General features: G+C 72.4%; 19 protein-coding genes, 1 tRNA gene and 1 pseudogene. 3 read left to right on the forward strand and 18 right to left on the reverse strand.

The annotated features are described in order from the left end of the window. Window positions 1-104: 104 nt before the first annotated feature. From K8Z49_RS19785 to K8Z49_RS19815, 7 genes and pseudogenes are all read right to left on the reverse strand, one after another. Window positions 105-1,070 (reverse strand): 3'(2'),5'-bisphosphate nucleotidase CysQ, encoded by a 966-nt coding sequence (locus tag K8Z49_RS19785; RefSeq protein ID WP_412520210.1) that lies wholly within the window; start codon window positions 1,068-1,070, stop codon window positions 105-107. A 102-nt stretch (window positions 1,071-1,172) separates the two neighbouring features. Continuing rightward, a pseudogene (locus tag K8Z49_RS19790) lies at window positions 1,173-2,646 on the reverse strand (sugar transferase). A gap of 253 nt (window positions 2,647-2,899) precedes the next feature. Beyond that, window positions 2,900-3,475: an aminoacyl-tRNA hydrolase gene (gene pth / locus K8Z49_RS19795; RefSeq protein WP_412520212.1), complete on the reverse strand. Its 576-nt coding sequence runs from the start codon at window positions 3,473-3,475 to the stop codon at window positions 2,900-2,902. A gap of 78 nt (window positions 3,476-3,553) precedes the next feature. Then, window positions 3,554-4,186, reverse strand: a complete 633-nt coding sequence (locus tag K8Z49_RS19800) for a 50S ribosomal protein L25/general stress protein Ctc (protein WP_021596081.1) — start codon at window positions 4,184-4,186, stop codon at window positions 3,554-3,556. A gap of 275 nt (window positions 4,187-4,461) precedes the next feature. Next, window positions 4,462-5,442, reverse strand: coding sequence for a ribose-phosphate diphosphokinase (locus K8Z49_RS19805; protein WP_024935497.1), 981 nt, complete (start codon window positions 5,440-5,442; stop codon window positions 4,462-4,464). A 183-nt stretch (window positions 5,443-5,625) separates the two neighbouring features. Continuing rightward, a complete protein-coding gene (gene glmU / locus K8Z49_RS19810; RefSeq protein WP_021596083.1) occupies window positions 5,626-7,071 on the reverse strand; it encodes a bifunctional UDP-N-acetylglucosamine diphosphorylase/glucosamine-1-phosphate N-acetyltransferase GlmU in 1,446 nt (481 codons plus the stop codon). Between the two features lie 154 nt (window positions 7,072-7,225). Beyond that, window positions 7,226-7,297 (reverse strand) — tRNA-Gln (locus K8Z49_RS19815). A 424-nt stretch (window positions 7,298-7,721) separates the two neighbouring features. Here K8Z49_RS19815 and K8Z49_RS19820 point away from each other — a divergent pair. Then, window positions 7,722-8,675, forward strand: a complete 954-nt coding sequence (locus K8Z49_RS19820) for an acyl-CoA desaturase (protein ID WP_024935498.1) — start codon at window positions 7,722-7,724, stop codon at window positions 8,673-8,675. A gap of 17 nt (window positions 8,676-8,692) precedes the next feature. Further along, complete coding sequence (locus tag K8Z49_RS19825; protein WP_337959908.1) at window positions 8,693-9,484, forward strand: TetR/AcrR family transcriptional regulator; 792 nt, start codon at window positions 8,693-8,695, stop codon at window positions 9,482-9,484. Window positions 9,485-9,650: 166 nt separating this feature from the next. On the opposite strand, the gene K8Z49_RS19830 is transcribed toward K8Z49_RS19825, so the two are convergent. Continuing rightward, window positions 9,651-10,442 (reverse strand): trans-aconitate 2-methyltransferase, encoded by a 792-nt coding sequence (locus K8Z49_RS19830; RefSeq protein WP_075020839.1) that lies wholly within the window; start codon window positions 10,440-10,442, stop codon window positions 9,651-9,653. A gap of 113 nt (window positions 10,443-10,555) precedes the next feature. On the opposite strand from K8Z49_RS19830, the gene K8Z49_RS19835 reads away from it, so the two are divergent. Then, entirely contained in the window at window positions 10,556-11,044 is a 489-nt protein-coding gene (locus K8Z49_RS19835) for a MarR family winged helix-turn-helix transcriptional regulator (RefSeq protein ID WP_021596087.1), read from the forward strand. Window positions 11,045-11,062: 18 nt separating this feature from the next. Here K8Z49_RS19835 and K8Z49_RS19840 read toward each other — a convergent pair whose 3' ends face one another. The 10 genes from K8Z49_RS19840 to metG all read right to left on the reverse strand — a co-directional run bounded on the left by K8Z49_RS19840 (window position 11,063) and on the right by metG (window position 21,098). Next, window positions 11,063-12,181 (reverse strand): amidase, encoded by a 1,119-nt coding sequence (locus tag K8Z49_RS19840; protein WP_111830165.1) that lies wholly within the window; start codon window positions 12,179-12,181, stop codon window positions 11,063-11,065. Continuing rightward, window positions 12,178-13,941, reverse strand: a complete 1,764-nt coding sequence (locus K8Z49_RS19845) for an ABC-F family ATP-binding cassette domain-containing protein (RefSeq protein ID WP_075020837.1) — start codon at window positions 13,939-13,941, stop codon at window positions 12,178-12,180. The genes K8Z49_RS19840 and K8Z49_RS19845 overlap by 4 nt, the downstream gene beginning before the upstream one ends. A gap of 49 nt (window positions 13,942-13,990) precedes the next feature. Continuing rightward, window positions 13,991-14,188, reverse strand: a complete 198-nt coding sequence (locus K8Z49_RS19850) for a hypothetical protein (RefSeq protein WP_021596090.1) — start codon at window positions 14,186-14,188, stop codon at window positions 13,991-13,993. A 47-nt stretch (window positions 14,189-14,235) separates the two neighbouring features. After that, window positions 14,236-14,376, reverse strand: a complete 141-nt coding sequence (locus tag K8Z49_RS19855) for a hypothetical protein (RefSeq protein WP_021596091.1) — start codon at window positions 14,374-14,376, stop codon at window positions 14,236-14,238. Between the two features lie 113 nt (window positions 14,377-14,489). Continuing rightward, a complete protein-coding gene (locus K8Z49_RS19860) occupies window positions 14,490-15,419 on the reverse strand; it encodes a 4-(cytidine 5'-diphospho)-2-C-methyl-D-erythritol kinase (protein WP_024935500.1) in 930 nt (309 codons plus the stop codon). Between the two features lie 21 nt (window positions 15,420-15,440). After that, the gene (locus tag K8Z49_RS19865; RefSeq protein ID WP_244938431.1) at window positions 15,441-16,571 is read right to left on the reverse strand and encodes a glycoside hydrolase family 26 protein; all 1,131 of its coding nucleotides are present in this window, start codon (window positions 16,569-16,571) and stop codon (window positions 15,441-15,443) included. A 49-nt stretch (window positions 16,572-16,620) separates the two neighbouring features. Beyond that, a complete protein-coding gene (gene rsmA, locus K8Z49_RS19870; protein ID WP_412520218.1) occupies window positions 16,621-17,502 on the reverse strand; it encodes a 16S rRNA (adenine(1518)-N(6)/adenine(1519)-N(6))-dimethyltransferase RsmA in 882 nt (293 codons plus the stop codon). A 17-nt stretch (window positions 17,503-17,519) separates the two neighbouring features. Further along, window positions 17,520-18,347, reverse strand: a complete 828-nt coding sequence (locus K8Z49_RS19875) for a transglycosylase family protein (RefSeq protein WP_412520220.1) — start codon at window positions 18,345-18,347, stop codon at window positions 17,520-17,522. A 136-nt stretch (window positions 18,348-18,483) separates the two neighbouring features. Next, the gene (locus tag K8Z49_RS19880) at window positions 18,484-19,308 is read right to left on the reverse strand and encodes a TatD family hydrolase (protein ID WP_075020834.1); all 825 of its coding nucleotides are present in this window, start codon (window positions 19,306-19,308) and stop codon (window positions 18,484-18,486) included. Continuing rightward, the gene (metG, locus tag K8Z49_RS19885; RefSeq protein WP_024935502.1) at window positions 19,305-21,098 is read right to left on the reverse strand and encodes a methionine--tRNA ligase; all 1,794 of its coding nucleotides are present in this window, start codon (window positions 21,096-21,098) and stop codon (window positions 19,305-19,307) included. Before metG ends, K8Z49_RS19880 begins: the two co-directional genes overlap by 4 nt. Between the last annotated feature and the right edge of the window lie 6 nt (window positions 21,099-21,104).

The raw sequence follows: 21,104 nt of genomic DNA on the forward strand, positions 1-21,104 counted from the left end.
CAACCGGTGGCACGGGACGGGCACTTGCCTTCCCACCGGATCGAACGCCCGCCCGCCGCGAATCAGTCCCGTCCATGGGACGGACGGTCAGGGCGGGGCGCCGTTCACGATGCTCGGCGGGAGGACGGCCCCCCGCCGGGCAGCAGGTCCCGGATGCCGGTCAGCAGCGTCGACGCCGACACGGGATGGCACACCAGGATATCCGGGAGCCGGGGGTCCTCCCGGTTGTACTCCAGCGGCGACCCGTCGATCCGGGACGCGTGCGCCCCGGAGCCGAGCGCCACCGCCGCCGGGGCCGCGGAGTCCCACTCGTACTGGCCGCCCGCGTGCACGTACGCGTCGACCTCGCCGAGCAGCACCGCGGAGATCTTCGCGCCGGCGGACCCGATCGGCACCAGCTCGACGTCGAGGCTCACCTTCTCGGCGAGCCGCCGCACGAACTCGGGCGGGCGCGTCCGGCTCACCGCGATGCGCAGCTTGCCCGCGTCCGGCGCCGGGACGTGCAGCGGCACCTCGCGCGGCGGTGCCTCGCGCGCCGCGGCCGGCCCGCCCGTGAGCGGGTCCGGGGCGCCCTCGTCCGCGCGGACGAGAACCGCGCCGCCGGTCGCGTCCGTGCGGAGCGTCAGGCCCTGCGCGGGCAGCGCCACCGCCCCCGCCGTAAGACGGCCCGCGCCGTCCTCGCCGCGCTCCCAGAGCGCCACGTGGACGGCCCAGTCGCGGCGGCCCTCCTCGGAGAACTCCCGGGTGCCGTCGAGCGGGTCCACGATCCACACGCGGCCCGCCGTGAGCCGCTCCGTGTCGGCCGTGTTGCGGGTCGGGGCGCGGTCGTCGCCCTCCGCCCGCTTCCCGGCGACCGACGAGCGCCCCTCCTCCGACAGGACGGCGTCGCCGGGACAGCGCTCCGCCAGCGCCGCCATGAGGTACTCGTGCGCCCGCAGGTCGCCCGTGTCCTTCAGGACCCGCGCGTCCGCGAAGCCCACCTCGTCCCGCACGCCGAGCAGCAACCGGCCCGCCGTGGCGGCGAGCTCCGCCGCCAGCACGTGGTCGTCCGCCGCGCCCGCCCTGGTCATCCCTGCACCACATTCCCGACTCGATCGGTCAGCTCGGTCCACTTTCTCATGCGTACCCGACGGGACCGCGCGCCAGGGTCGCCGTCCCACCCACCGGGCGGGCTAGTACGCGCCCGACCCCCGGACCACCGCCGACCAGGTCTTCCACATGATCTGGAGGTCCAGCGCCAGCGTCCAGTTGTCGACGTACCGCAGGTCGAGCCGCACCGACTCCTCCCACGACAGGTCGGAGCGCCCGCTCACCTGCCACAGGCCGGTCAGCCCCGGCTTCACCACCAGCCGCCGGTACACGTCGCCGCCGTACTGCGCGACCTCCTCCGGCAGCGGCGGGCGCGGGCCCACCAGCGACATCTCGCCGCGCAGCACGTTGAACAGCTGCGGCAGCTCGTCCAGGGAGTAGCGGCGCAGCCGGCGGCCGACCGCCGTCACCCGCGGGTCCTCCCGGATCTTGAACAGCACGCCGTCGTTCTCGTTGGCGGCCAGCAGCTCCAGCCGGCGCGCCTCCGCGTCCTGCACCATCGTGCGGAACTTCAGCACGGTGAACTCGCGTCCCCCGCGCCCGACCCGCGTCTGCCGGAACAGCACCGGGCCGTTGCCCGACAGCTTGATCAGCACCGCGATCAGCGCCATCAGCGGGCTCAGCAGCACGATCCCGGCGAGCGCCGCGACCCGGTCGAACAGCCCCTTCAGCACCTTGCGGCCGCCGTCCAGCTCCGGGTGCTCCACGTGCAGCAGCGGCAGGCCCGACACCGGCCGGATCGAGATCCGCGGGCCGGTCACGTCCATCAGCGCCGGCGCCACGACCAGCTCGACGTCGTTGCGCTCGATCTGCCACGCCAGCCGCCGCAGCGCCACCCCGTCCATCTCCGGGCACGCCAGGACGGCCACCGAGTCGGCGCCGATCCGGTCCGCGACCACCGCGGCCTGGCCGAAGTCGCCCAGCACCGGCACGCCCTCCACCTCGGCGACCGCGTCGTCCCCCGACGCCAGCGCCGGCGGCAGGCACACCGCGACGATGTCCATCCCGTGGTAGCGCTTCTTCTGCAGCAGCCGGATCAGGTCGGCCACCGACGTGCGGTGCCCGACCGCGACCACCCGGCGCATGCACTCGCCGTTCCAGCGCTTCTTGTGCAGCCACTTGCGCAGCCGGTACCGCGCCACCAGGGCCAGGAAGGTCCCGAGCGGCAGCGCCATGACCACGTAGCCGCGCGCCACCTCGGTCTTCGTCGCGTACGCCACGATCGCGACCGTCGCCGTCAGGATGAACCCGGCGCGCAGCACCCGGTGGAACTCCTCGTAGCCGACGCCCACGTACCGCGGCTGGTACGCCCGGCAGCACCAGCGTCGGCACCCACACCACCGGCAGGACGACCGTCAGCGCCACGTACGGCGCGTTCAGCTCGGTCGGGACGCCCGGGAACCTCAGCACGAAGGCGATCACGCCGGCCATCAGCATGCTGGCGAAGTCCAGGCACAGCGCGAGCCGCCGGTAGGATCCGCTCCAGCTCTGCGAGGACGCGCGTTTCTGCTCATGGCGAATCGATGACTCGGCCTGGACCTTGTCAACGACGGCCATAAACCACTCACCAATCCCCTGTAACACGCGCCCCGTCAGCGCGATTCACACCGAAGACGGCTGAAGGTCGCCTGAGGTTCACACGTATCCCGAACCTCGTCCGACGTGCATCCTACGACCGCTTTGCCGTGGTCACGGGCAGAACGCGGTCATCCGCTCCGCAGCGCATACAAACGGGGGCGAACACGCACGAAAGCGGCGTCCGGCCTGTCCGAATACCAGCCGGAAAGAAGTCCGCGGCGGCCGGATCCGGTCACCCCGCGTGGAAGACGTTCTGGGCCGTGGCCAGCCCCTCGGACAGCAGCGCCTCCACCGCGTCCGCCGTCCGGTCGACCTCGAGGTCGAGGTCCTTGCGCTCCGCCGCGGAGAAGTCCTTCAGCACGAACGCCGCCGCGTCCATCCGCCCCGGCGGCCGGCCCACCCCGAACCGCACCCGCAGGTAGTCCTTCGACCCGAGCGACCTGGTGATCGACCGCAGCCCGTTGTGGCCGTTGTCACCGCCGCCCTGCTTCAGCCGCACCGCGCCGAACGGGATGTCCAGCTCGTCGTGCACGACGACCAGCCGCTCGACCGGGACCTTGTAGAAGTCCAGCAGCCCCTTCACCGGGCCGCCCGACTCGTTCATGAAGGACCGCGGCTTCGCCAGCACCGCCCGCACGCCCGCGAGCCGCCCTTCCAGCACGTCCGCACGCGCCCGGTGCGACTTGAACCGGCCCCCGGCCCGTGCCGCCAGGACGTCCAGCACCATGAAGCCCGCGTTGTGCCGGTTCTTCGCGTACGACGGCCCCGGGTTGCCGAGCCCCACGACCAGCCAGAGATCCGCGCTCACCCGTACTCCTCACAGCCGACGGCCCCCGCGGGTGCGCACACCCCGGGGGCCGTCGGCGGTCTTCGCCTATCCGCGGACCTACTCGGCGGACTCGTCCGCCTCGGCCGCCGGAGCCTCCTCCGGCGCCTCGGCGGCCTCGCCCTCGGCCGCCGCCTCCGTCTCGCCCGCGGACACGGTCGCGTCCGCGATCTGCAGGATCAGCGCCTCGGCGTCGAGCATCAGCGTGACGCCGGACGGCAGCTTCAGGTCGCCGGCCAGCACCTGCGTGCCGACCTCGATGCCCTCGATGGACAGGTCGACGGCCTGCGGGATGTGGGTCGCCTCGGCCTCCACCGACACCTGGACGACCTCCTGCTGCACGACGCCGCCCGGGACGACGTCGCCGACCAGGTTGACCGGGAGGTCCACGACGACCTTCTCGCCGCGCTTCACCAGCAGCAGGTCGACGTGCTCCAGGAACCCCTTGATCGGGTCGCGCTGCACGTCCTTCGGCAGGGCCAGCTCGGCGCCGCCCGCGAGCCCCTCGATGGTCAGCAGCACGTTCGGCGTCTTCAGCGCGAGCATCAGGTCGTGACCGGGCAGCGAGATGTGCTGCGGGTCGGTGCCGTGACCGTAGAGGACGGCGGGCACCTTGCCGGCCCGGCGGGTGCGCCGCGCGGCACCCTTACCGAACTCGGTGCGCGGCTCGGCGGCAATGCGTACCTCGGACACGGCGAAAACTCCTCGTTGTTGCGATCCACGGCCGTCCGGCACTGGACGTCCGCTGCGGACAGAGCGAATCAGGCGATGCTCGATGCGTCAGGCGCCTCGAAGATTCGTTGCGTTGCCCGGGGAGTACGGCCCCTGTCCCGACGCCGTACTGAACGACCCGGGGCATACGCGGATTCGACAAGCTTAGCGCATTCATGGCATTGCCCTGGGCCCCGGGGCGGCCTCCCGCGCCCGGGGCCCAGGGCGGCGCGACGCCGCCGAACCCGCCCGGCCCGCTAGCTGTGACCGCCGAAAAGGCTCGTCACCGAGCCGTCCGAGAACACCTCGTTGATCGCGCGGGCGACCAGCGGCGCGATGGACAGCACGGTCAGCTTGTCGAACTGCTTCTCCTCCGGGATCGGCAGCGTGTTGGTCAGCACCACCTCGGAGATCCGCGAGTTCTTCAGCCGGTCGACGGCCGGGCCGGACAGCACCCCGTGCGTCGCGGCCACCACGACCCTCGTGGCGCCGTGGTCGAACAGCGCGTCCGCCGCCTTCACGATCGTGCCGCCGGTGTCGATCATGTCGTCGACCACGACGCAGGTGCGGCCCGCGACCTCGCCCACGACGTCGAACACCTTGACCTCGTTCGCCACGTCCGGGTCGCGCTTCTTGTGGATGATCGCCATCGGGACGCCGCCCAGCCGGTCGCTCCACCGCTCGGTGACCCGCACCCGGCCGGCGTCCGGCGCGACGACCGTCACCTGGGAGGTGTCCAGCCGGCTCTCGAAGTGGTGCGCCAGCAGGTCGAGCGCGAACAGGTGGTCCACCGGGCCGTTGAAGAAGCCCTGGATCTGCGCGGTGTGCAGATCCACCGCGATCAGCCGGTCGGCGCCCGCCGTGACGAACAGGTCCGCCATCAGCCGTGCCGAGATCGGCTCGCGGCCGCGGTGCTTCTTGTCCTGCCGCGCGTACCCGAAGAACGGCGCCACGACCGTGATCCGCTTCGCCGACGCGCGCTTGAGCGCGTCCACCATGATCAGCTGCTCCATGATCCACTGATTGATGGGAGCGGTGTGACTCTGGATCACGAAGGCGTCGGAGCCGCGGACCGACTCCAGGAACCGCACGAACGTCTCACCGTTCGCGAAGTCGTAGGCGGACGTCGGCGTCAACTCGACATGGAGGTTGTCGGCTACTTCCCTGGCCAGGTCCGGGTGGGCTCGGCCGGTGAAGAGCATCAGCTTCTTCTGACCGCTCGCTTTGATCCCACTCACCTCTGACAACTCCCCCTCAATGGAACTGTGCCCTACCCGTGGGGTGTCGTCCCCACTTCCCCCGCGCACCGCGAAGGTGTCCGGCGCACGGGTTGCTCTGTCGTCGTTGTCGTTGTTCATGGAAGACGCCGCTGTCCTCCCCATCCCCGCCTGGGCGCGGGGCAGTCATCATCGGGCGCCGCGCTACGGCGCGCCCTCCTCGCCGTCCCTCGCCCGGCGGGCCGCCTCCGCCGCCGGGGTCCCCGGCCGCTTGCGCTCGACCCAGCCCTCGACGTTGCGCTGCCGCGCCCGCGCGACGGCCATCGCCCCGGGCGGGACGTCCTGGACGATCACCGAGCCCGCCGCGGTGTAGGCGCCGTCCCCCACCGTCACCGGCGCCACGATCATGTTGTCGCTGCCGACCTTCACGTGCGACCCGATGACGCTGCGGTGCTTGCGCACACCGTCGTAGTTCACGAACACCGAGCTCGCGCCGATGTTGGAGCCCGCGCCGATCTCGGCGTCGCCCACGTACGTGAGGTGCGGCACCTTGGTGCCCTCGCCGATGTCGGCGTTCTTGGTCTCCACGTACGTGCCGATCTTCGCCTTGCGGGACAGCCGCGTCCCCGGCCGCAGGTACGCGTACGGCCCGACGGACGCCTCCGGCCCGATCTCGGCCTCCACGCACACCGCGTTGATCACCGCCGCGCCCGCGCCCACGACCGTGTCGGTCAGCGTGCACCCCGGCCCCACCCGGGCGCCCTCGCCCAGGTGCGTCCGGCCGTGCAGCTGCGTCCCCGGGTGGACCTCCGCGTCCGGCTCCGCGGTCACCCCGACGTCGATCCAGGTGGACGCCGGGTCGATGATCGTCACCCCGGCCCGCATGTGGGCCTCGACGATCCGGTCGTTGAGCTGCCGGCGCGCCTGCGCCAGCTGGACCTTGTCGTTCACGCCCTGGGTCTCCACCCAGTCGGCGGCCAGGTGCGCGCCCGCCCGGTGGCCGTCCCCGCGCATGATCGCCACGACGTCGGTGAGGTACTCCTCGCCCTTGGCGTTGTCGGTGGTCACCCGCTTCAGGGCGTCGGCCAGCAGGGCGCCGTCGAACGCGTACATGCCGACGTTGATCTCGTTGATCGCGCGCTGCTCGCCGGTGGCGTCCTTGTGCTCGACGATCGCCGCGACGCTGCCGTCCGCCGCGCGGACCATCCGCCCGTAGCCGGTCGCGTCCGGCATCTCGGTCGTCAGGACGGTCGCCGCGTTGCCCTCGTCCTCGTGGGCCCGGACGAGCGCGAGCAGCGTCTCGCCGCGCAGCAGCGGGTGGTCACCGTTGGTGACCACGACCGTGCCGGTCAGCGCGCCGGTCTGCTCCAGCGCCATCCGGACGGCGTGGCCGGTGCCGCCCTGCCGTTCCTGGACGGCCGCCTCGGCGTCCGGCGCGTGCTCGGCGAGATGCGCGACGACCTGCTCGCGCCGGTGCCCGACGACCACGACGAGCCGCTCGGGCTCCAGCTCGCGGGCGGCGGCCAGCACATGGCCGAGCATGGAGCGCCCGCACAGCTCGTGCAGGACCTTCGAAGTACGGGACTTCATCCGGGTGCCCTCGCCCGCGGCGAGAACGATGACGGCGGCCGGGCGGCTCGCAGCGCTCACAAGGAGGCTCCTCGGCATCGCGGACGGGATCGACGACGAGCCCGCCCACCTGCGACATCGCACACGGCGGACCCGATACGGGCAGGATACCGCCCGACCCGCTCCTGTCACCCCGCCGCCCGCCCGGACCGGCATCCGGGAACAGCCGTGTCAGCTCCGGCGCAAGGACTCGAACCTTGTCTAAGGGCACCAAAAACCCTTGTGCTGCCAATTACACCACGCCGGATCGGAGTAGACGGATCCGGACAGAGCCGCGAACCGACCGGCCCCAACGATACCTACACCGGCGCCGGTGATCCCACCTCATTGCGGCGATGGCGGCGGGCCCGCGACCGGGCCGGACGACCGGGCAATTTGCCGGAATCGGTGTAGAACCGCCGCTATCGGGCACCCCGTCCCCGAGCCGCGCGAGGGCACCGCCGACGGCCGGCCGGCGCGCGAACGTCCGCTTCGCGCGCGGCGTTCGCCCTGGTGAGAGGAACGTCACCGGGGCGTCCACAACGCCAGGTCCGGCGCCCGGTCACCCTGGAGTTATGTGGCCGTTAGGGCAGTTTCTCGCCGTTTAAACCGTTCGCTGCTGGGCAACTTACGGATCCGTAGGTTACGGTAGCGTAGGTATGGCTGCCCCTAGTCGCAGGAAGTGGTGACGCATGACAACTGCCCCGACCATGGATCCTCCCCGCCCGCAGCGGCGTCCCGAGCTCGCGCCCGAAAAGCAGGGCAACGCCGAACGCGTGCTCGTCGCCGTGTTCACCGGCGTGCCCTTCCTGGCCCTGTTCGCGGCCGTACCGCTCGCCTGGGGCAGGTTCCTGGGCTGGACGGACGTCGTGCTCACGGTGGTCTTCTACGTGCTGTCCGCCGCGGGCATCACGGTCGGCTACCACCGGTACTTCACGCACGGGTCGTTCAAGGCCCGGCGCGGCCTGAAGATCTTCATGGCCCTGGCCGGGAGCCTGGCCATCGAGGGGCCGGTCATCACGTGGGTGGCCGACCACCGGCGGCACCACAAGCACTCGGACAAGGACTTCGACCCGCACTCGCCGTGGCGGTTCGGCAACGACTGGAAGGCACTGACGAAGGGGCTGGCCTGGGCGCACTACGGCTGGCTGTTCGACGCCAACCGGACGTCCAAGCAGCGGTTCGCCAAGGACCTGCTGAACGACCGCGACATCCGGCGCATCCATCTCGCGTTCCCCGGCCTGGTGGCGGTGTCGTTCCTGCTGCCCGCGGTGCTCGGCGGGCTCGTCACGATGTCGTGGACGGGCTTCCTGACCGCCCTCTTCTGGGCCGGCTTCGTGCGGATCACGCTCGTGCACCACGTGACGTGGTCGATCAACTCGATCTGCCACACCTTCGGCAAGGAGGAGTTCGAGGTTCGCGACAAGTCCCGCAACGTGTGGTGGCTGGCCATCCCGTCGCTCGGCGAGTCGTGGCACAACCTGCACCACTCGGACCCGACCTGCGCACGTCACGGCGTGCTCAAGGGCCAGGTCGACATCAGCGCGCGCATCATCTGGGCGTTCGAGAAGACGGGCCTCGCCTACGACGTCCGGTGGCCGAACCACGACAGGCTGGCCACGAAGCGCACGAAGCAGGCGGCTTGACCGTCACAATTGATTCCGTGACAGAACCCGCTCCCAGGCCCCGCAGAAAGCGGATGACCGGCAAGGAACGACGCGAGCAGCTTCTCGACATCGGCCGGACGCTGTTCGCCGAGCGCGGGCTGGACGGCACCTCCGTGGAGGAGATCGCGTCGGCGGCCGGCGTGTCGAAGCCCGTGGTGTACGAGCACTTCGGCGGCAAGGAGGGCCTGTACGCGGTCGTCGTCGACCGGGAGTTCGAACGGCTGCTGCGGCTCGTGACGGACTCGCTCGACTCCGCGGTCCACTACCGGAGCAAGCTGGAGAAGGCCGCGCTGGCGCTCCTGGAGTACATCGAGGAGCATCCGGACGGGTTCCGGATCATAGTGCGCGACTCGCACGGCGGCACGGGCACCGGCAGCTACGCGAGCCTGCTGAGCGAGATCGCCGGCGAGGTCGAGTACATCCTGGCCCAGGAGTTCGACCGGCACGGCTACGACGACAAGTTCGCGCCGCTGTACGCGCAGAGCCTCGTCGGCATGGTGGCGCTCACGGGCCAGTGGTGGCTGGACGTGCGCAAGCCCCGCCGCGAGGACGTCGCCGCGCACATAGTGAACCTGGCGTGGAACGGGCTGTCCGGCCTGGAGCCGAAGCCGTCCCTGGATCCGCGCCGGCGCCGCAAGGAGATGGAGCGCCTGGAGAAGCGCGCCGAGAAGGCCGCGGCGAAGGCCGAGAAGGCCGAGGAGAAGGCGGCGGCGCGCGCCGAGAGGGCCCAGCGCAAGGCGCGCCGCGACCTGGACGGCCTGGACGGCCTGGCCGACCCGTCAATGTGACGGCAGGCCGCAACCGGTGGCCGTCCGGAGTTCGTCCGGGCGGCCACCGGCCAGGGGTCGCCGGTCTCGGGTCGCGAGTCCGGGAGCTGCGGACGCCGCCCGTCCGGCCGGGTTGGGCACCGCAGGGGAACGAGTGGCTTCCCCCGGCGGGCGGGCGGCATCCCGTCTAGGTCCTCCGCGTGGCGATCACGAAGATCCGCCGGAAGGGGAACAGGGTCCCGTAGGGGGCGGCGGGATAGGCCCGCCTGAGCCTCTCGCGGTACTCGGCGAGGAACTCGCCGGCCTCCTCGGGATCGAGGGCGGTGAGGACGGGTCGCAGCGCGGTGCCCTTGACCCATTCGAGGACGGCGTCCTCGCCCTGGAGCACCTGCGTGTAGGTCGTCTCCCACGCGTCGACGTCGCAGCCGTGGCGGGCGAGCAGGTCGAAGTAGCCGGCCGGGTCGAGGACGGGCGCGTCCCGCTGGAGGGAGCCGAGCTTGCCGCGCCACCGCGCGGAGCGGCCCTGCTCGCGCAGGAGCACGTGGCTGGGCGCGTCGAAGTTGCCGGGGACCTGGAAGGCGAGCCGCCCGCCGGGGGTGAGGGAGCCGGCCCACCGGGGCAGCAGGTCGGGGTGTTCGGGGACCCACTGCAGGACGGCGTTCGAGACGATGAGGTCGGCGGGCCGCTCGGGCGCCCAGGCGGTGACGTCGGCGACCCGGAAGCCGAGGCGGCCGGGGATCTCGTGTTCGCGGGCGGCGGCGATCATCTCGGGCGAGGCGTCGAGGGCGTCGATGACCGCGTGCGGCCAGCGCGCCGCGAGGGAGGCGGTGAGCTCGCCGGACCCGCAGCCGAGGTCGGTGACGCGGGCGGGCGGCGGGCCGCCGAGCCGCCCGACGAGCTCGGCGAAGGGCCGGGAGCGCTGGTCGCTGAAGATCCCGTACTGCACGGGATCCCACACGGCGTCACTTTGTCTCGACATCAAGAGACATAGTGCCGCATCTATATCTTGATGTCAAGAATCCTGGCCTGCCGGCGTCCGGTGGGTCGCCGGCGCCCCCTGTTTCTCGATATCAAGACAGGTAGGGTGTCGGCATGCGCGATGAGGTCGACAGGCTGGTCGAGGCGTGGAACACCGAGCGTCCGGACCTGGACGTCCGGCCGCTGCAGGTGCTCAGCCGCGTGTCCCGGCTGGCCCGCCACCTCGACCGCGCCCGCCGCGCCGTGTTCGCCGACCACGACCTGGAGTCGTGGGAGTTCGACGTGCTCACCGCGCTGCGCCGGGCGGGCGCCCCCTACCAGCTGAGCCCGGGACGGCTCCTGAAGGCGACCCTCGTGACGTCCGGCACGATGACCAACCGCATCGACCGGCTGGCCGCGGCCGGGCTGGTGGAGCGGCACCCCGACCCGCTGGACAAGCGCGGCGTCCAGGTCCGCCTCACCGAGGCGGGCATGACCCGCGTCGACGCCGCGTTCGCCGACCTCCTGCGCCGCGAGCAGGCGATCCTGGAGACGCTCTCCCCCGACCAGCAGGCGGCCCTCGCCGGTCTCCTGCGCACCCTCCTGGTCCCCTTCGACGTGTGACCGGGCCCGGGGCCGCGCTCAAAGGGCGAGGGCGGCTTCCAGGGCGGCGGCCAGGCCGCAGAGGCGTTCCTCGCCGCCGGCCGGGCCCACCAGCTGGACGGACGCGGGCAGGTGCGAGCCCGGCAGCGGGACGGGCAGGGCGAACGCCGGAAGGCCGGCGACGTTGATCTGGCCGGCCAGCGAGGTGAGGACCAGATCGGACTCGTCCTCCTCGCCGGGTTCGGGGGCGACGCACGGCAGCACGGGCAGGGCGATCGCGGCGTGCCGGGCGAGGATCGCGTCCAGTTCGGCCCTGATCGCCGTCTGGACGCCGAGGGCCCAGCCGAGCCTCCCCGCGCGGGAGACGTCGATCAGGTGCTGGAGGCGCCGCCCGATGCGCCCGCTGAGCTTCTCCGGTTCGGCGAGCAGCGGGGCGTTCTGCCGCGGCCCCTCGTCGCCGATGATGAACCCGTTCGCGGTCGCGGCGTCGGCGTAGTGCGCGGACGTCACGTCGGCGAAGGGACCGAGGCGGCGGAGCGCGTCGTCGACGGCGGCGTCGATCGCGGGGTCCACGCCGTCCACGCGCAGGCGCGCGATCGTCCACGACGGCTCGTACAGGACGGGCGTGAAGCCGGGTTCGATCAGGCGCATGCCGAGGACGACGGCGGCGACGTCGCGTCCCATCGGCCCGACGACGTCCAGCGTCGGCGACAGCGGGTACACGCCGTCCAGGGGGACGCGCCCGTTGGTGGTCTTCAGCCCGGCGACGCCGCAGCACGCGGCGGGGATGCGGATCGACCCGGAGGTGTCGGTGCCGAACGCGACGTCGGCCTCGCCGGTGGCGACGGCGACGGCGGAGCCGCTGGACGAGCCGCCCGGCACGCGGGACGGGTCGAGGGGGTTCACCGGCGTGCCCGACCACGGGTTGACGCCGTCGGCGGCCAGGCACAGCTCGTTCAGGTTGGTCTTGCCCGCGATCCGGGCGCCCTGCGCGCGGGCGGAGGCGACGACGGGCGCGTCGGCGGCGGCCGGTCCGGCGCGTTCGGCGACGGCCTGACAGCCCGCGGTGGTCGGCAGGCCGGCGACGTCGATGGCGTCCTTGACCGCGAGGCGCGGACCGTCGCCCGGCTCGCCGGTCTCGACGATCCAGGTCGTCATCCGAGGTCCTCGGCGAGCATCAGCCACTCCTCCTCGACCGCGGCGGCCTCGGCCTGGATCTCCTTGAGCCGCGCGTCCAGTTCCTGGAGCCGGGCGTAGTCGGTGGCGTGCGCGGCGAGCTCCTCGTGCAGGCGGGCCTCCTGCCCGGCGAGCTTCTCCAGGCGGCGTTCGAGGCGGTCGAGCTCCTTGCGGGCCTTCCAGTCCTGGCCGCCGCCCTTGGGCTTCGGCGGCGCGGGCGCCGGCTCGTCCCGGACGGCGCCGGGCTTGGGCGCGGTCCCGGCGGCGCGGCGCTGGAGGTACTCGTCGACGCCGCCGGGCAGCATCGACACGCGGCCGTCGCCGAGGAGCGCCACCACATGGTCGGTGATGCGCTCCAGGAAGTAGCGGTCGTGGCTGACGACGACGAGCGTCCCCGGCCAGCCGTCCAGGAGGTCCTCGACCTCGGTGAGCGTCTCGATGTCGAGGTCGTTCGTCGGCTCGTCCAGGAGGAGGACGTTGGGCTCGCCCATGAGGAGCCGGAGGAGCTGCAGGCGGCGGCGTTCACCGCCGGACAGGTCGCCGACGGGCGTCCACTGCCGGTCGCCGGGGAAGCCGAGCCGTTCGAGGAGCTGGCTCGCCGTCCACTCGCGCTTGCCGACGGTGACGCGGCCGCGGATCTCCTCGACCGACTCCAGCACGCGCCGGGACGGGTCGAGATCCTCCAGGTTCTGCGACAGATGCGCGAGCTGGACGGTCTTGCCCTGCACGACCGTCCCGGAGACGGGCCGGACGGACCCGTCCAGCAGGCGCAGCAGCGTGCTCTTGCCGCTGCCGTTCACGCCGACGAGGCCGACCCGGTCCCCCGGGCCGAGCCGCCACGTCATGCGGGTGAACAGGTCGCGCCCGCCGAGCTCGACGGTCACGTCCTCCACGTCGTGGACGGTCTTGCCGAGCCGCGCGGTCGCGAAGCGGGTCAGCTCCACCGAGTCGCGCAGCGGCGGCTCGTCGGCGATGAGGGCCTGCGCGGCGTCCACCCGGAACTTGGGCTTGGAGGTGCGGGCCTGCGGGCCGCGGCGCAGCCACGCCAGCTCCTTGCGGAGCAGGTTCTGCCGCTTGGCCTCGGTGGCGGCGGCGATCCGTGCCCGCTCGGCCTTGGCCAGGACGTAGGCGGAGTAGCCGCCCTCGTAGCGCTCGACGCGCCCGTCGACGACCTCCCACGTCCGGTCGGTGACCTCGTCGAGGAACCAGCGGTCGTGGGTGACGACGAGCAGCGCCGCCTTGCGGCCCCTGAGGTGCCGGGCCAGCCAGTCGATCGCCTCGATGTCGAGGTGGTTGGTGGGCTCGTCCAGGAGCAGCAGGTCGGACTCGGGGACGAGCAGCCGCGCCAGCGCGACCCGGCGCCGCTCGCCGCCGGACATGCCGGCGAGCGGCGCGTCCAGGTCGAGGTCGGCGAGCAGCCCGGCGAGGATGTCGCGGACGCGGACCTCGCCCGCCCACTCGTGCTCGGCGCGGTCGCCCAGCACCACGGAGCGGACGGTCGCGCCGTCCGGGAACGCGTCGCGCTGGGTCAGGTGGCCGAGCCGGAGGCCGCGGGCGTGGGTGACGCGGCCGCCGTCGGGTTCGGTCTCGCGCGCGAGGACGGACACGAGGGTGCTCTTGCCGCCGCCGTTGCGGCCGACGACGCCGACGCGGTCGCCTTCGTCGAGGCCGAGGGACACGCCGTCGAGCAGCGGCGACGGCCCGTAGGCCTTGGCGACGTTCTCAAGATTGATCAGATTCACGACGCTTCAAGCGTATTGCCTTCCCCGCGCCGCCCGCGCGGCCCCGCGATCAGTACCCGGGCGGCGGCGGGCCCTGCTGCCCCTGCTGGCCCGGCGGGTAGGGCGGATAGGGGGCGCCCGGCGGCCGGTACGCCGTCCCGGCCTTCCGCTTCGACCTGTTGGCGAGGACCACCACCAGGACGACGGCCCCGATGACGAGGGCGAGGACGAGCCCGAACAACAACAGGACCAGAAGACTGGAGAGCATCCGCATCCGCCTTATCGGGGAAGGTGCCGGGGGGACTGCTCGCGAGCCTACTGCCCGCCCGCGTCCCCGGACACGACCCTTTCGGGCGCGTTGCGGCGCAGTGCCCGGTCGCGGCGGACGGCCAGCAGGACGAGCGTCACCATCATGAGGAGCGCCACGACGCCCATCAGCCCGGACAGGTACGTCATCGCTCCACCTCGCCGGATGATTCGGTGCCGGAGGGAATCGCTGTCACGGGTAGGAGACGCCCGGCATGGGGCGGAAGTTCGCTTGTGTGACGGAAGCAGCTACCGCGGCGCTGTCATACGACCGTGGCGCCCGGGACGGGACCGGACGCCCGCACGATCTGCCCGGCGACGCCGGCGCCGTCCAGCGCGTCCGCGAGCTCGGCGGCGTCGTCGGCGCTCTCGGCCAGGAAGGCGCACGTGGGGCCGGAGCCGGAGACGACGGCGCCGATCGCGCCGAGGTCGCGCCCCGCGTCGATCGTGCGGCGCAGCGACGGGCGCAGCGACAGCGCGGCCGGCTGGAGATCGTTGGTCAGCGCGGCGCCGAGGCCCTTGGCGTCGCCGGTGGCGAGCGCCGTCATGAGCTGCTCGGACACCCGCGGCAGGGTCGCCGCCTCCCCAGCCTCCGCGCGGAGCCGGTCGCACTCCCCGTACACGGCGGGCGTGGACAGGCCGCCGTCGGCGGTGGCGAACACCCAGTGGAAGGTTCCGCGGGCGAGGGCGGGGGTGAGGCGCTCGCCGCGCCCGACGCCGACGGCGGTGCCGCCGAGGACGGCGAACGGGACGTCGCTGCCGAGGTCCGCGCCGAGCTCCATCAGGTCGTCCCGGGTGAGGGCGGGCCGCTCCCGGTCGTCCCAGAGGCGGGCGCAGCCGACGAGCGCCGCGGCGGCGTCGGCGCTGCCGCCCGCCATCCCGCCGGCGACCGGGATCGCCTTGCGGATCCGGAGCCGGACGTCCGGCCGGACGCCGAGGCGCGCGGCGACGAGGCCCGCCGCGCGGGCGGCGAGGTTGCCGGGGCCGGCCGGGACGCCGCCGACCGGCACGCGCGAGTGCGGGGCCGCCTGGACGCGCACCTCCAGGCTCCCCGCGGGTTCGACGGTCACCTCGTCGAACAGGGAGACGGCGTGGAACACGTTGACGAGGTCGTGGTAGCCGTCATCGCGGAGCGGTCCGACGCCGAGCTGGAGGTTCACCTTGGCGGGGACCCGTACCGTCACTGCGTTCACTCGCGAAACCCTACGGGACCCTCATCCGCCGCTGGTGACGGGGAGGTTGCGCGGGTTGAAGTACGGGGTCGTCGCGAGCTCCCGGAGCGCGGAGGCGGCGTGCTTGTCGCCCACCACCGAGTAGGCGCGGCGCTTGTCGCGGGCGCTTTCGGCCTGCTCGTCGGAGTTGAAGTACACGACGGCCTTGACCTGCGGGTCCTGGAGCGTCTTGGCCGCCTCGCGGAGCCACTCGGCGCGGCGCGGGCCGTAGGACTTCGGCACCCCGAACTCGGCGATCATGATGGGCTTGCGGCGCCCGCGGGCCCACTCCATGAACAGCTTCACGGCCTCCGACAGGTCGCGGTAGTCGTAGTCGCCGCCGGGCTGGGCGTCGGCGCAGATCCAGTCGACCTGGTCGTCGCCGGGGTAGTAGGAGCCGGCGTTCGCACCGCTGAAGCCGCGGGCGGTGGGGCACCACACCCACGCCACGTTGTCGACCTTCTCCCGCTTGAAGATCTCCCGCACGTGCTTCCACGCGGCGATGAAGTCGTCCGCCGAGTGGACGCGCTTCGCGTTGGAGGACTTGTCCATGTCGCGCGACCAGCGCAGGAAGACCGGCTTGCCGAGCGCCTTGACGGCGCGGGCGCGCCGCTCGATCAGCTCGTCGTGCTCGCCCTGGACGATCTCGCGGGTGTCGGCGCCCGCCCAGGTCAGCAGCAGGTAGCGGTTGCCGCCGGCGACGGACTTCTCCAGCGCGCCGGGGAAGTCGCTCTTCCAGCCGCGGTAGCTCTGCACGATGTCGAGCTGCCGGCCGAGCTGCCGCTCGAAGCCGGCGACCGGCGCCATGCCGGGCTTGCCGGCGTCCTTCCCGGTCGGTGAACCGGAGGGCGAAGCGGACGCGGAACCCGAGGGCGAGTCCGAGGGGGACGCGGACGGGGACGGCGAGCCGGACGGCAGGCCGGTGCCCTCCGGCGGCACCCAGGCCCCGAAGTAGGCGCCCTGCTTCGGCGGGACGGGCGCCACGCCCGCCCGCGCGGTCGTGGTGATCTTCGGCGCCGCGCCCGCGCCGTCCCCGCAGCTCGCGGCGACCGTCGCGATCATGCCGGCGGTCGCGAGCAGCGCCGTCGCCACGATCGGCATCCTGGCCCGCGTCGTCCGCGAACGCGCCTTCACATCGACCTCCGGCTCCGTGCTGATGCTTGTGATCCCCGAGAGGCGACGCTCAGGGGGTGTGGGGATGATCTCCCCGGCGTGAAGGACCATACTCGGCAATCCGGGCGAAGGCGGCCACGTCCAACGCTTCTCCCCGGGCCCGCGGGTCGACCCCGGCGGCGCGCAGCGCCTCCTCGGCGGCGGGCGCGGACCCGGCCCACCCGGCGAGCGCCGCGCGCAGCGTCTTGCGGCGCTGCGCGAACGCGGCGTCGACCACGGCGAACACCTCCTCGCGGGACGCGGCGGTCGGCGGCGGGTCGCCGCGGGTGAACGCGACGAGCCCCGAGTCGACGTTCGGCGCGGGCCAGAAGACGGCGCGGCCGACCGGCCCCGCCCGGCGGGCCGTCCCGTACCAGGCGAGCTTGACCGACGGCACCCCGTAGATCCGGCTGCCGGGCGCCGCGGTCATCCGGTCGGCGACCTCGGCCTGCACCATGACGAGCGCGGTCCGCAGCGACGGCAGGACGGCCAGCAGGTGCAGGACGACCGGGACCGCGACGTTGTACGGCAGGTTCGCGACGAGCGCCGTCGGCGGCGGGCCCGGCACCTCCGCGATCCTCATCGCGTCGGCGCGCACGACCTCCAGCCGCTCCGCGAGCCCGGGCTCCCGCGCCGTGGCCGTGGCGGGCAGCTCGGCGGCGAGCGCCGGGTCGATCTCCACGGCGACGACGCGGCGCGCCGCCGGCAGCAGCGCCAGCGTGAGCGACCCCAGCCCGGGGCCCACCTCGATGACGACGTCGTCCGGGGCGAGGTCCGCGGCCCGGACGATCCGGCGCACCGTGTTGGCGTCGATGACGAAGTTCTGGCCGAGCGTCTTGGTCGGCCGGATGCCGAGCCGCCCGGCCAGCTCGCGCACGTCCGCCGGCCCGAGCAGCCCCCTGGTATCCCCCACGTCCTGATTGTCGCAGCTCAGGAGAAGAGGAATTTCCCGCAGTTGGGCCACTGGCCCTGCCAGCGTCCGTTCACCTTGTTGTACAGGAGCTGGGCCCGGTAGGTCTGCTCGCCCGAACTGGCGTCCGACGGCCGGCCCTTCCCGCCGACCGACGTCCACGTGGCCATGGAGAACTGGTAGAGGCCGTAGTACCCGGCCGGGTTCACGGCCTTCGGGTTGCCGCCGGACTCGCACTTGGCGAGCCCCGCCCAGTTCAGCCGCGCCGCCGAGCCGGTGCTCGCCGACTTCGGGCCGACCGCGAGGATCCGCGCGACCGGCTTGCGCTTCACCTTCTGCGCGATGATCTTCTTGACCTTCTTGCCCTTGCGGCGGACGTAGGCGACCTGCACGATCTTGACGCCGGCGCGGCCCTTGCGCAGCTCCTTCTCGCTCCACGGCGGGACCGACGAGCTCTTCTTGCGGATCGTCGGCGCGGGCGTCTTCACGACCTTGGTCACCGGCGCCGACAGCAGCCGCATGATCTTGATCATGTTCCCGGCGGGCTGGTCGGCGGCCGGCTTGACCAGGTCGTGCGGGCCGAGCGCGACCTTCGCCTGCTCCAGGACCTGCTGGACGGTCGTGCCGGTCGTCATCGTCTCGGTCTTCTTCGCGTCGACCACGATCACGATCTTGCGCGGGGCGGGCGCGCTGGTGCGGGGCGCGTCGGCGACGGCCCCGGTCTTCGGGGACGCCGAGCCGCCGTCCCCGCCGCACGCGGTCAGCGCTCCGGTCGCGAGCAGGCTCGCCGCGAGCAGGACGGGGACGGCACGGGGCACGGGTGCGCGACGCGCGGTTGTCCAAGGCACGGGAGGTTCCTCCAGGGGGCCGGGCTCGGGGGCGCCCGTTCGACGGGCCAGACATTAGAGCCCCGCGCCCGTCCTCCGCCACCTCAACGCCCTCACCCGCACCTTGTGGGCGATACGTCCCTTTTGTCCCACTAGGTCACCAAGGACCGAAGGCGCGCTCCCCGTTCGCCGCGATCGCGGCGCACAGCTCCGCCACGTCCACGCCCTTGACCTCCGCCATCGCCCGGACCGTGTGCGGGATCAGGTAGGAGGCGTTCGGCTTCCCGCGGTGCGGGATCGGGGTCAGGAACGGCGCGTCCGTCTCCACGAGGACGAGGTCGAGCGGCGCCGCGCGCAGCGCCTCCCGCAGCGGCTCGGCGTTCTTGAACGTGACGTTCCCGGCGAAGCTCATCAGGTAGCCGTGCTCCGCGCAGATCTCCGCCATCGCGGCGTCGCCGGAGAAGCAGTGGAAGACGACCGTGTCCGGCGCGCCCACCTCGTCCAGGATGGCGAGCACGTCGTCGTGCGCCTCCCGGTCGTGGACGACCAGCGCCTTGCCCGTGCGCTTGGCGATCTCGATGTGCCCGCGGAACGCGCGCCGCTGGTCGTCCTTCGGCGCCCAGTCGCGGTAGTAGTCCAGGCCCGTCTCGCCGATCGCGCGGACCTTCCAGTGCGCGGCGAGCAGCTCGACGTCGGTGAGGACGGCGTCGGAGATCCCCGTCGTCTCGTTGGGGTGGATCGCGACCGCCGCGTACACGTCGTCGAACTCGCCGGCGGCCTCCACGGCGAACCGGGAGGACGGCAGGTCGCAGCCGATCGTGACGATCCGCGCGATCCCGGCCGCCTTCGCCGACTTCAGCTGCTCGTCCACGGGCGTCTCGACGATGTCGAGATGGCAGTGGCTGTCGAAGACGTCGACGGGCAGGCGCTCGGGCAACGGCGGGTAGGACCGTGAGGCCTGCCCGTCCCCGTCTCGGGTCACGTGTTCTCCAGCCTGGCGAGTTCCTCGTCCACCACGGACGTGTCGAGCTTCTTGAACAGCGGCGTCGGCTTGGCCAGCGGCACGCCCGGCTTGATCGGCATCGACTCCCAGCGCGCCTCGGTGGCGTAGTCGCCGGTGAGGACGCGGTAGTCGGGGCCGCCCTCCTCCGACACCGTCTTCAACTCCGGCATGCCGCTCCACACACCCTGCCCGCCGAGCATCTCGTACACCTTCTGGGACGAGTTCGGCAGGAACGGCGTCAGCAGCGTCTTGGCGTCGTCGACCACCTGCAGCGCGGTGTGCAGGATCGACTTGACGCGCTCGGGGTCGTCCTTCAGCTTCCAGGGCGCCTGGTCGGACAGGTACTTGTTCGCGTCGCGGACGACGTCCAGCGCCTCGGTGATCGAGTTCTTGAACCGGGACCGCCCGAGCTCGGCGCCCACGGCCGCGAACGCGTTCCGGCTGCGCTCCATCAGCGCCCGGTCGGCGTCGGTGAGGTCGCCCGCCTCCGGGATCGCGCCGTAGTTCTTCGCCGCCATGTTCACCGACCGGTTGACGAGGTTGCCCCACGCGGCGACCAGCTCGTCGTTGTTGCGGCGGACGAACTCGGCCCAGGTGAAGTCGGTGTCCTGGTTCTCCGGCCCGGCGACCGCGACGTAGTAGCGCAGCGCGTCGACGTCGTAGCGCTCCAGGAAGTCCTTCACGTAGATGACGACCTGGCGGGACGAGGAGAACTTGCGGCCCTCCATCGTCAAGAACTCCGACGACACGACCTCCGTCGGCACGTTCAGCGCGCCCAGCGGGCCGGGCGTGCCGCCCTTGTCGCCCTGGCCGCTGTAACCGAGCAGCATCGCCGGCCAGATCTCGGCGTGGAAGACGATGTTGTCCTTGCCCATGAAGTAGTAGGACAGGGCCTCCGGGTCCTGCCACCAGGCGCGCCACGCCTCCGGGTCGCCGGACCGCCGCGCCCACTCCACCGACGCGGAGAAGTAGCCGACGACCGCGTCGAACCACACGTACAGCTTCTTGGCCGGGTTGTCGCGCCAGCCGTCCAGCGGGATCGGCACGCCCCAGTCGAGGTCGCGGCTGATCGCGCGGGGCTGCATGTCGTCCAGCAGGTTCAGCGCGAACTTCAGCACGTTCGGCCTCCACTGGCCCTGCTTACCGCGCAGGTACCGGCCGAGGACCTCGGTGAACGCGGGCAGGTCGAGCATGAAGTGCTCGGTCTCCACGAACTTCGGCGTCTCGCCGTTGATCCGGGACACCGGGTTGATCAGGTCGATGGGGTCGAGCTGGTTGCCGCAGTTGTCGCACTGGTCGCCGCGCGCCCCGTCGTACCCGCAGATGGGGCAGGTGCCCTCGATGTAGCGGTCCGGGAGCGTTCGGCCGGTCGACGGCGAGATCGCGCCCATCGTCTTCTGCGGGAAGATGTAGCCGTTGTCGTAGAGGCCCTTGAAGACCTCCTGGACGACCGCGTAGTGGTTCAGCGTCGTCGTGCGGGTGAACAGGTCGTAGGACATCCCGAGGCCGTGCAGGTCCTCGGCGATCACCGCGCTGTACCGGTCGGCCAGCTCGCGGGCGGTCACGCCCTCCTTGTCGGCCTGCACCTGGATCGGCGTGCCGTGCTCGTCGGTGCCGCTGACCATCAGGACCTTGTTGCCCGCCATCCGCTGGTAGCGGCTGAACATGTCGGCGGGCAGCGCGAAACCGGAGACGTGCCCGATGTGACGGGGCCCGTTGGCGTACGGCCATGCGGGCGCGGTCAAGATATGACGGCTTGACGAGGACATGGAATC

The organism is Actinomadura madurae (genome assembly GCF_047130825.1).
GTDB classification, from domain to species: domain Bacteria; phylum Actinomycetota; class Actinomycetes; order Streptosporangiales; family Streptosporangiaceae; genus Spirillospora; species Spirillospora madurae.

What these genes read in the sequence shown, in the direction of transcription:
- K8Z49_RS19785 (WP_412520210.1), bottom strand. Translation starts at nt 1,070, where the DNA reads ATGACCAGGGCGGGCGCGGCGGACGACCACGTGCTGGCGGCGGAGCTC.
- K8Z49_RS19820 (WP_024935498.1), top strand. Translation starts at nt 7,722, where the DNA reads ATGACAACTGCCCCGACCATGGATCCTCCCCGCCCGCAGCGGCGTCCC.
- K8Z49_RS19830 (WP_075020839.1), bottom strand. Translation starts at nt 10,442, where the DNA reads ATGTCGAGACAAAGTGACGCCGTGTGGGATCCCGTGCAGTACGGGATC.
- K8Z49_RS19835 (WP_021596087.1), top strand. Translation starts at nt 10,556, where the DNA reads ATGCGCGATGAGGTCGACAGGCTGGTCGAGGCGTGGAACACCGAGCGT.
- K8Z49_RS19840 (WP_111830165.1), bottom strand. Translation starts at nt 12,181, where the DNA reads ATGACGACCTGGATCGTCGAGACCGGCGAGCCGGGCGACGGTCCGCGC.
- K8Z49_RS19850 (WP_021596090.1), bottom strand. Translation starts at nt 14,188, where the DNA reads ATGCTCTCCAGTCTTCTGGTCCTGTTGTTGTTCGGGCTCGTCCTCGCC.
- K8Z49_RS19855 (WP_021596091.1), bottom strand. Translation starts at nt 14,376, where the DNA reads ATGACGTACCTGTCCGGGCTGATGGGCGTCGTGGCGCTCCTCATGATG.
- metG (WP_024935502.1), bottom strand. Translation starts at nt 21,098, where the DNA reads ATGTCCTCGTCAAGCCGTCATATCTTGACCGCGCCCGCATGGCCGTAC.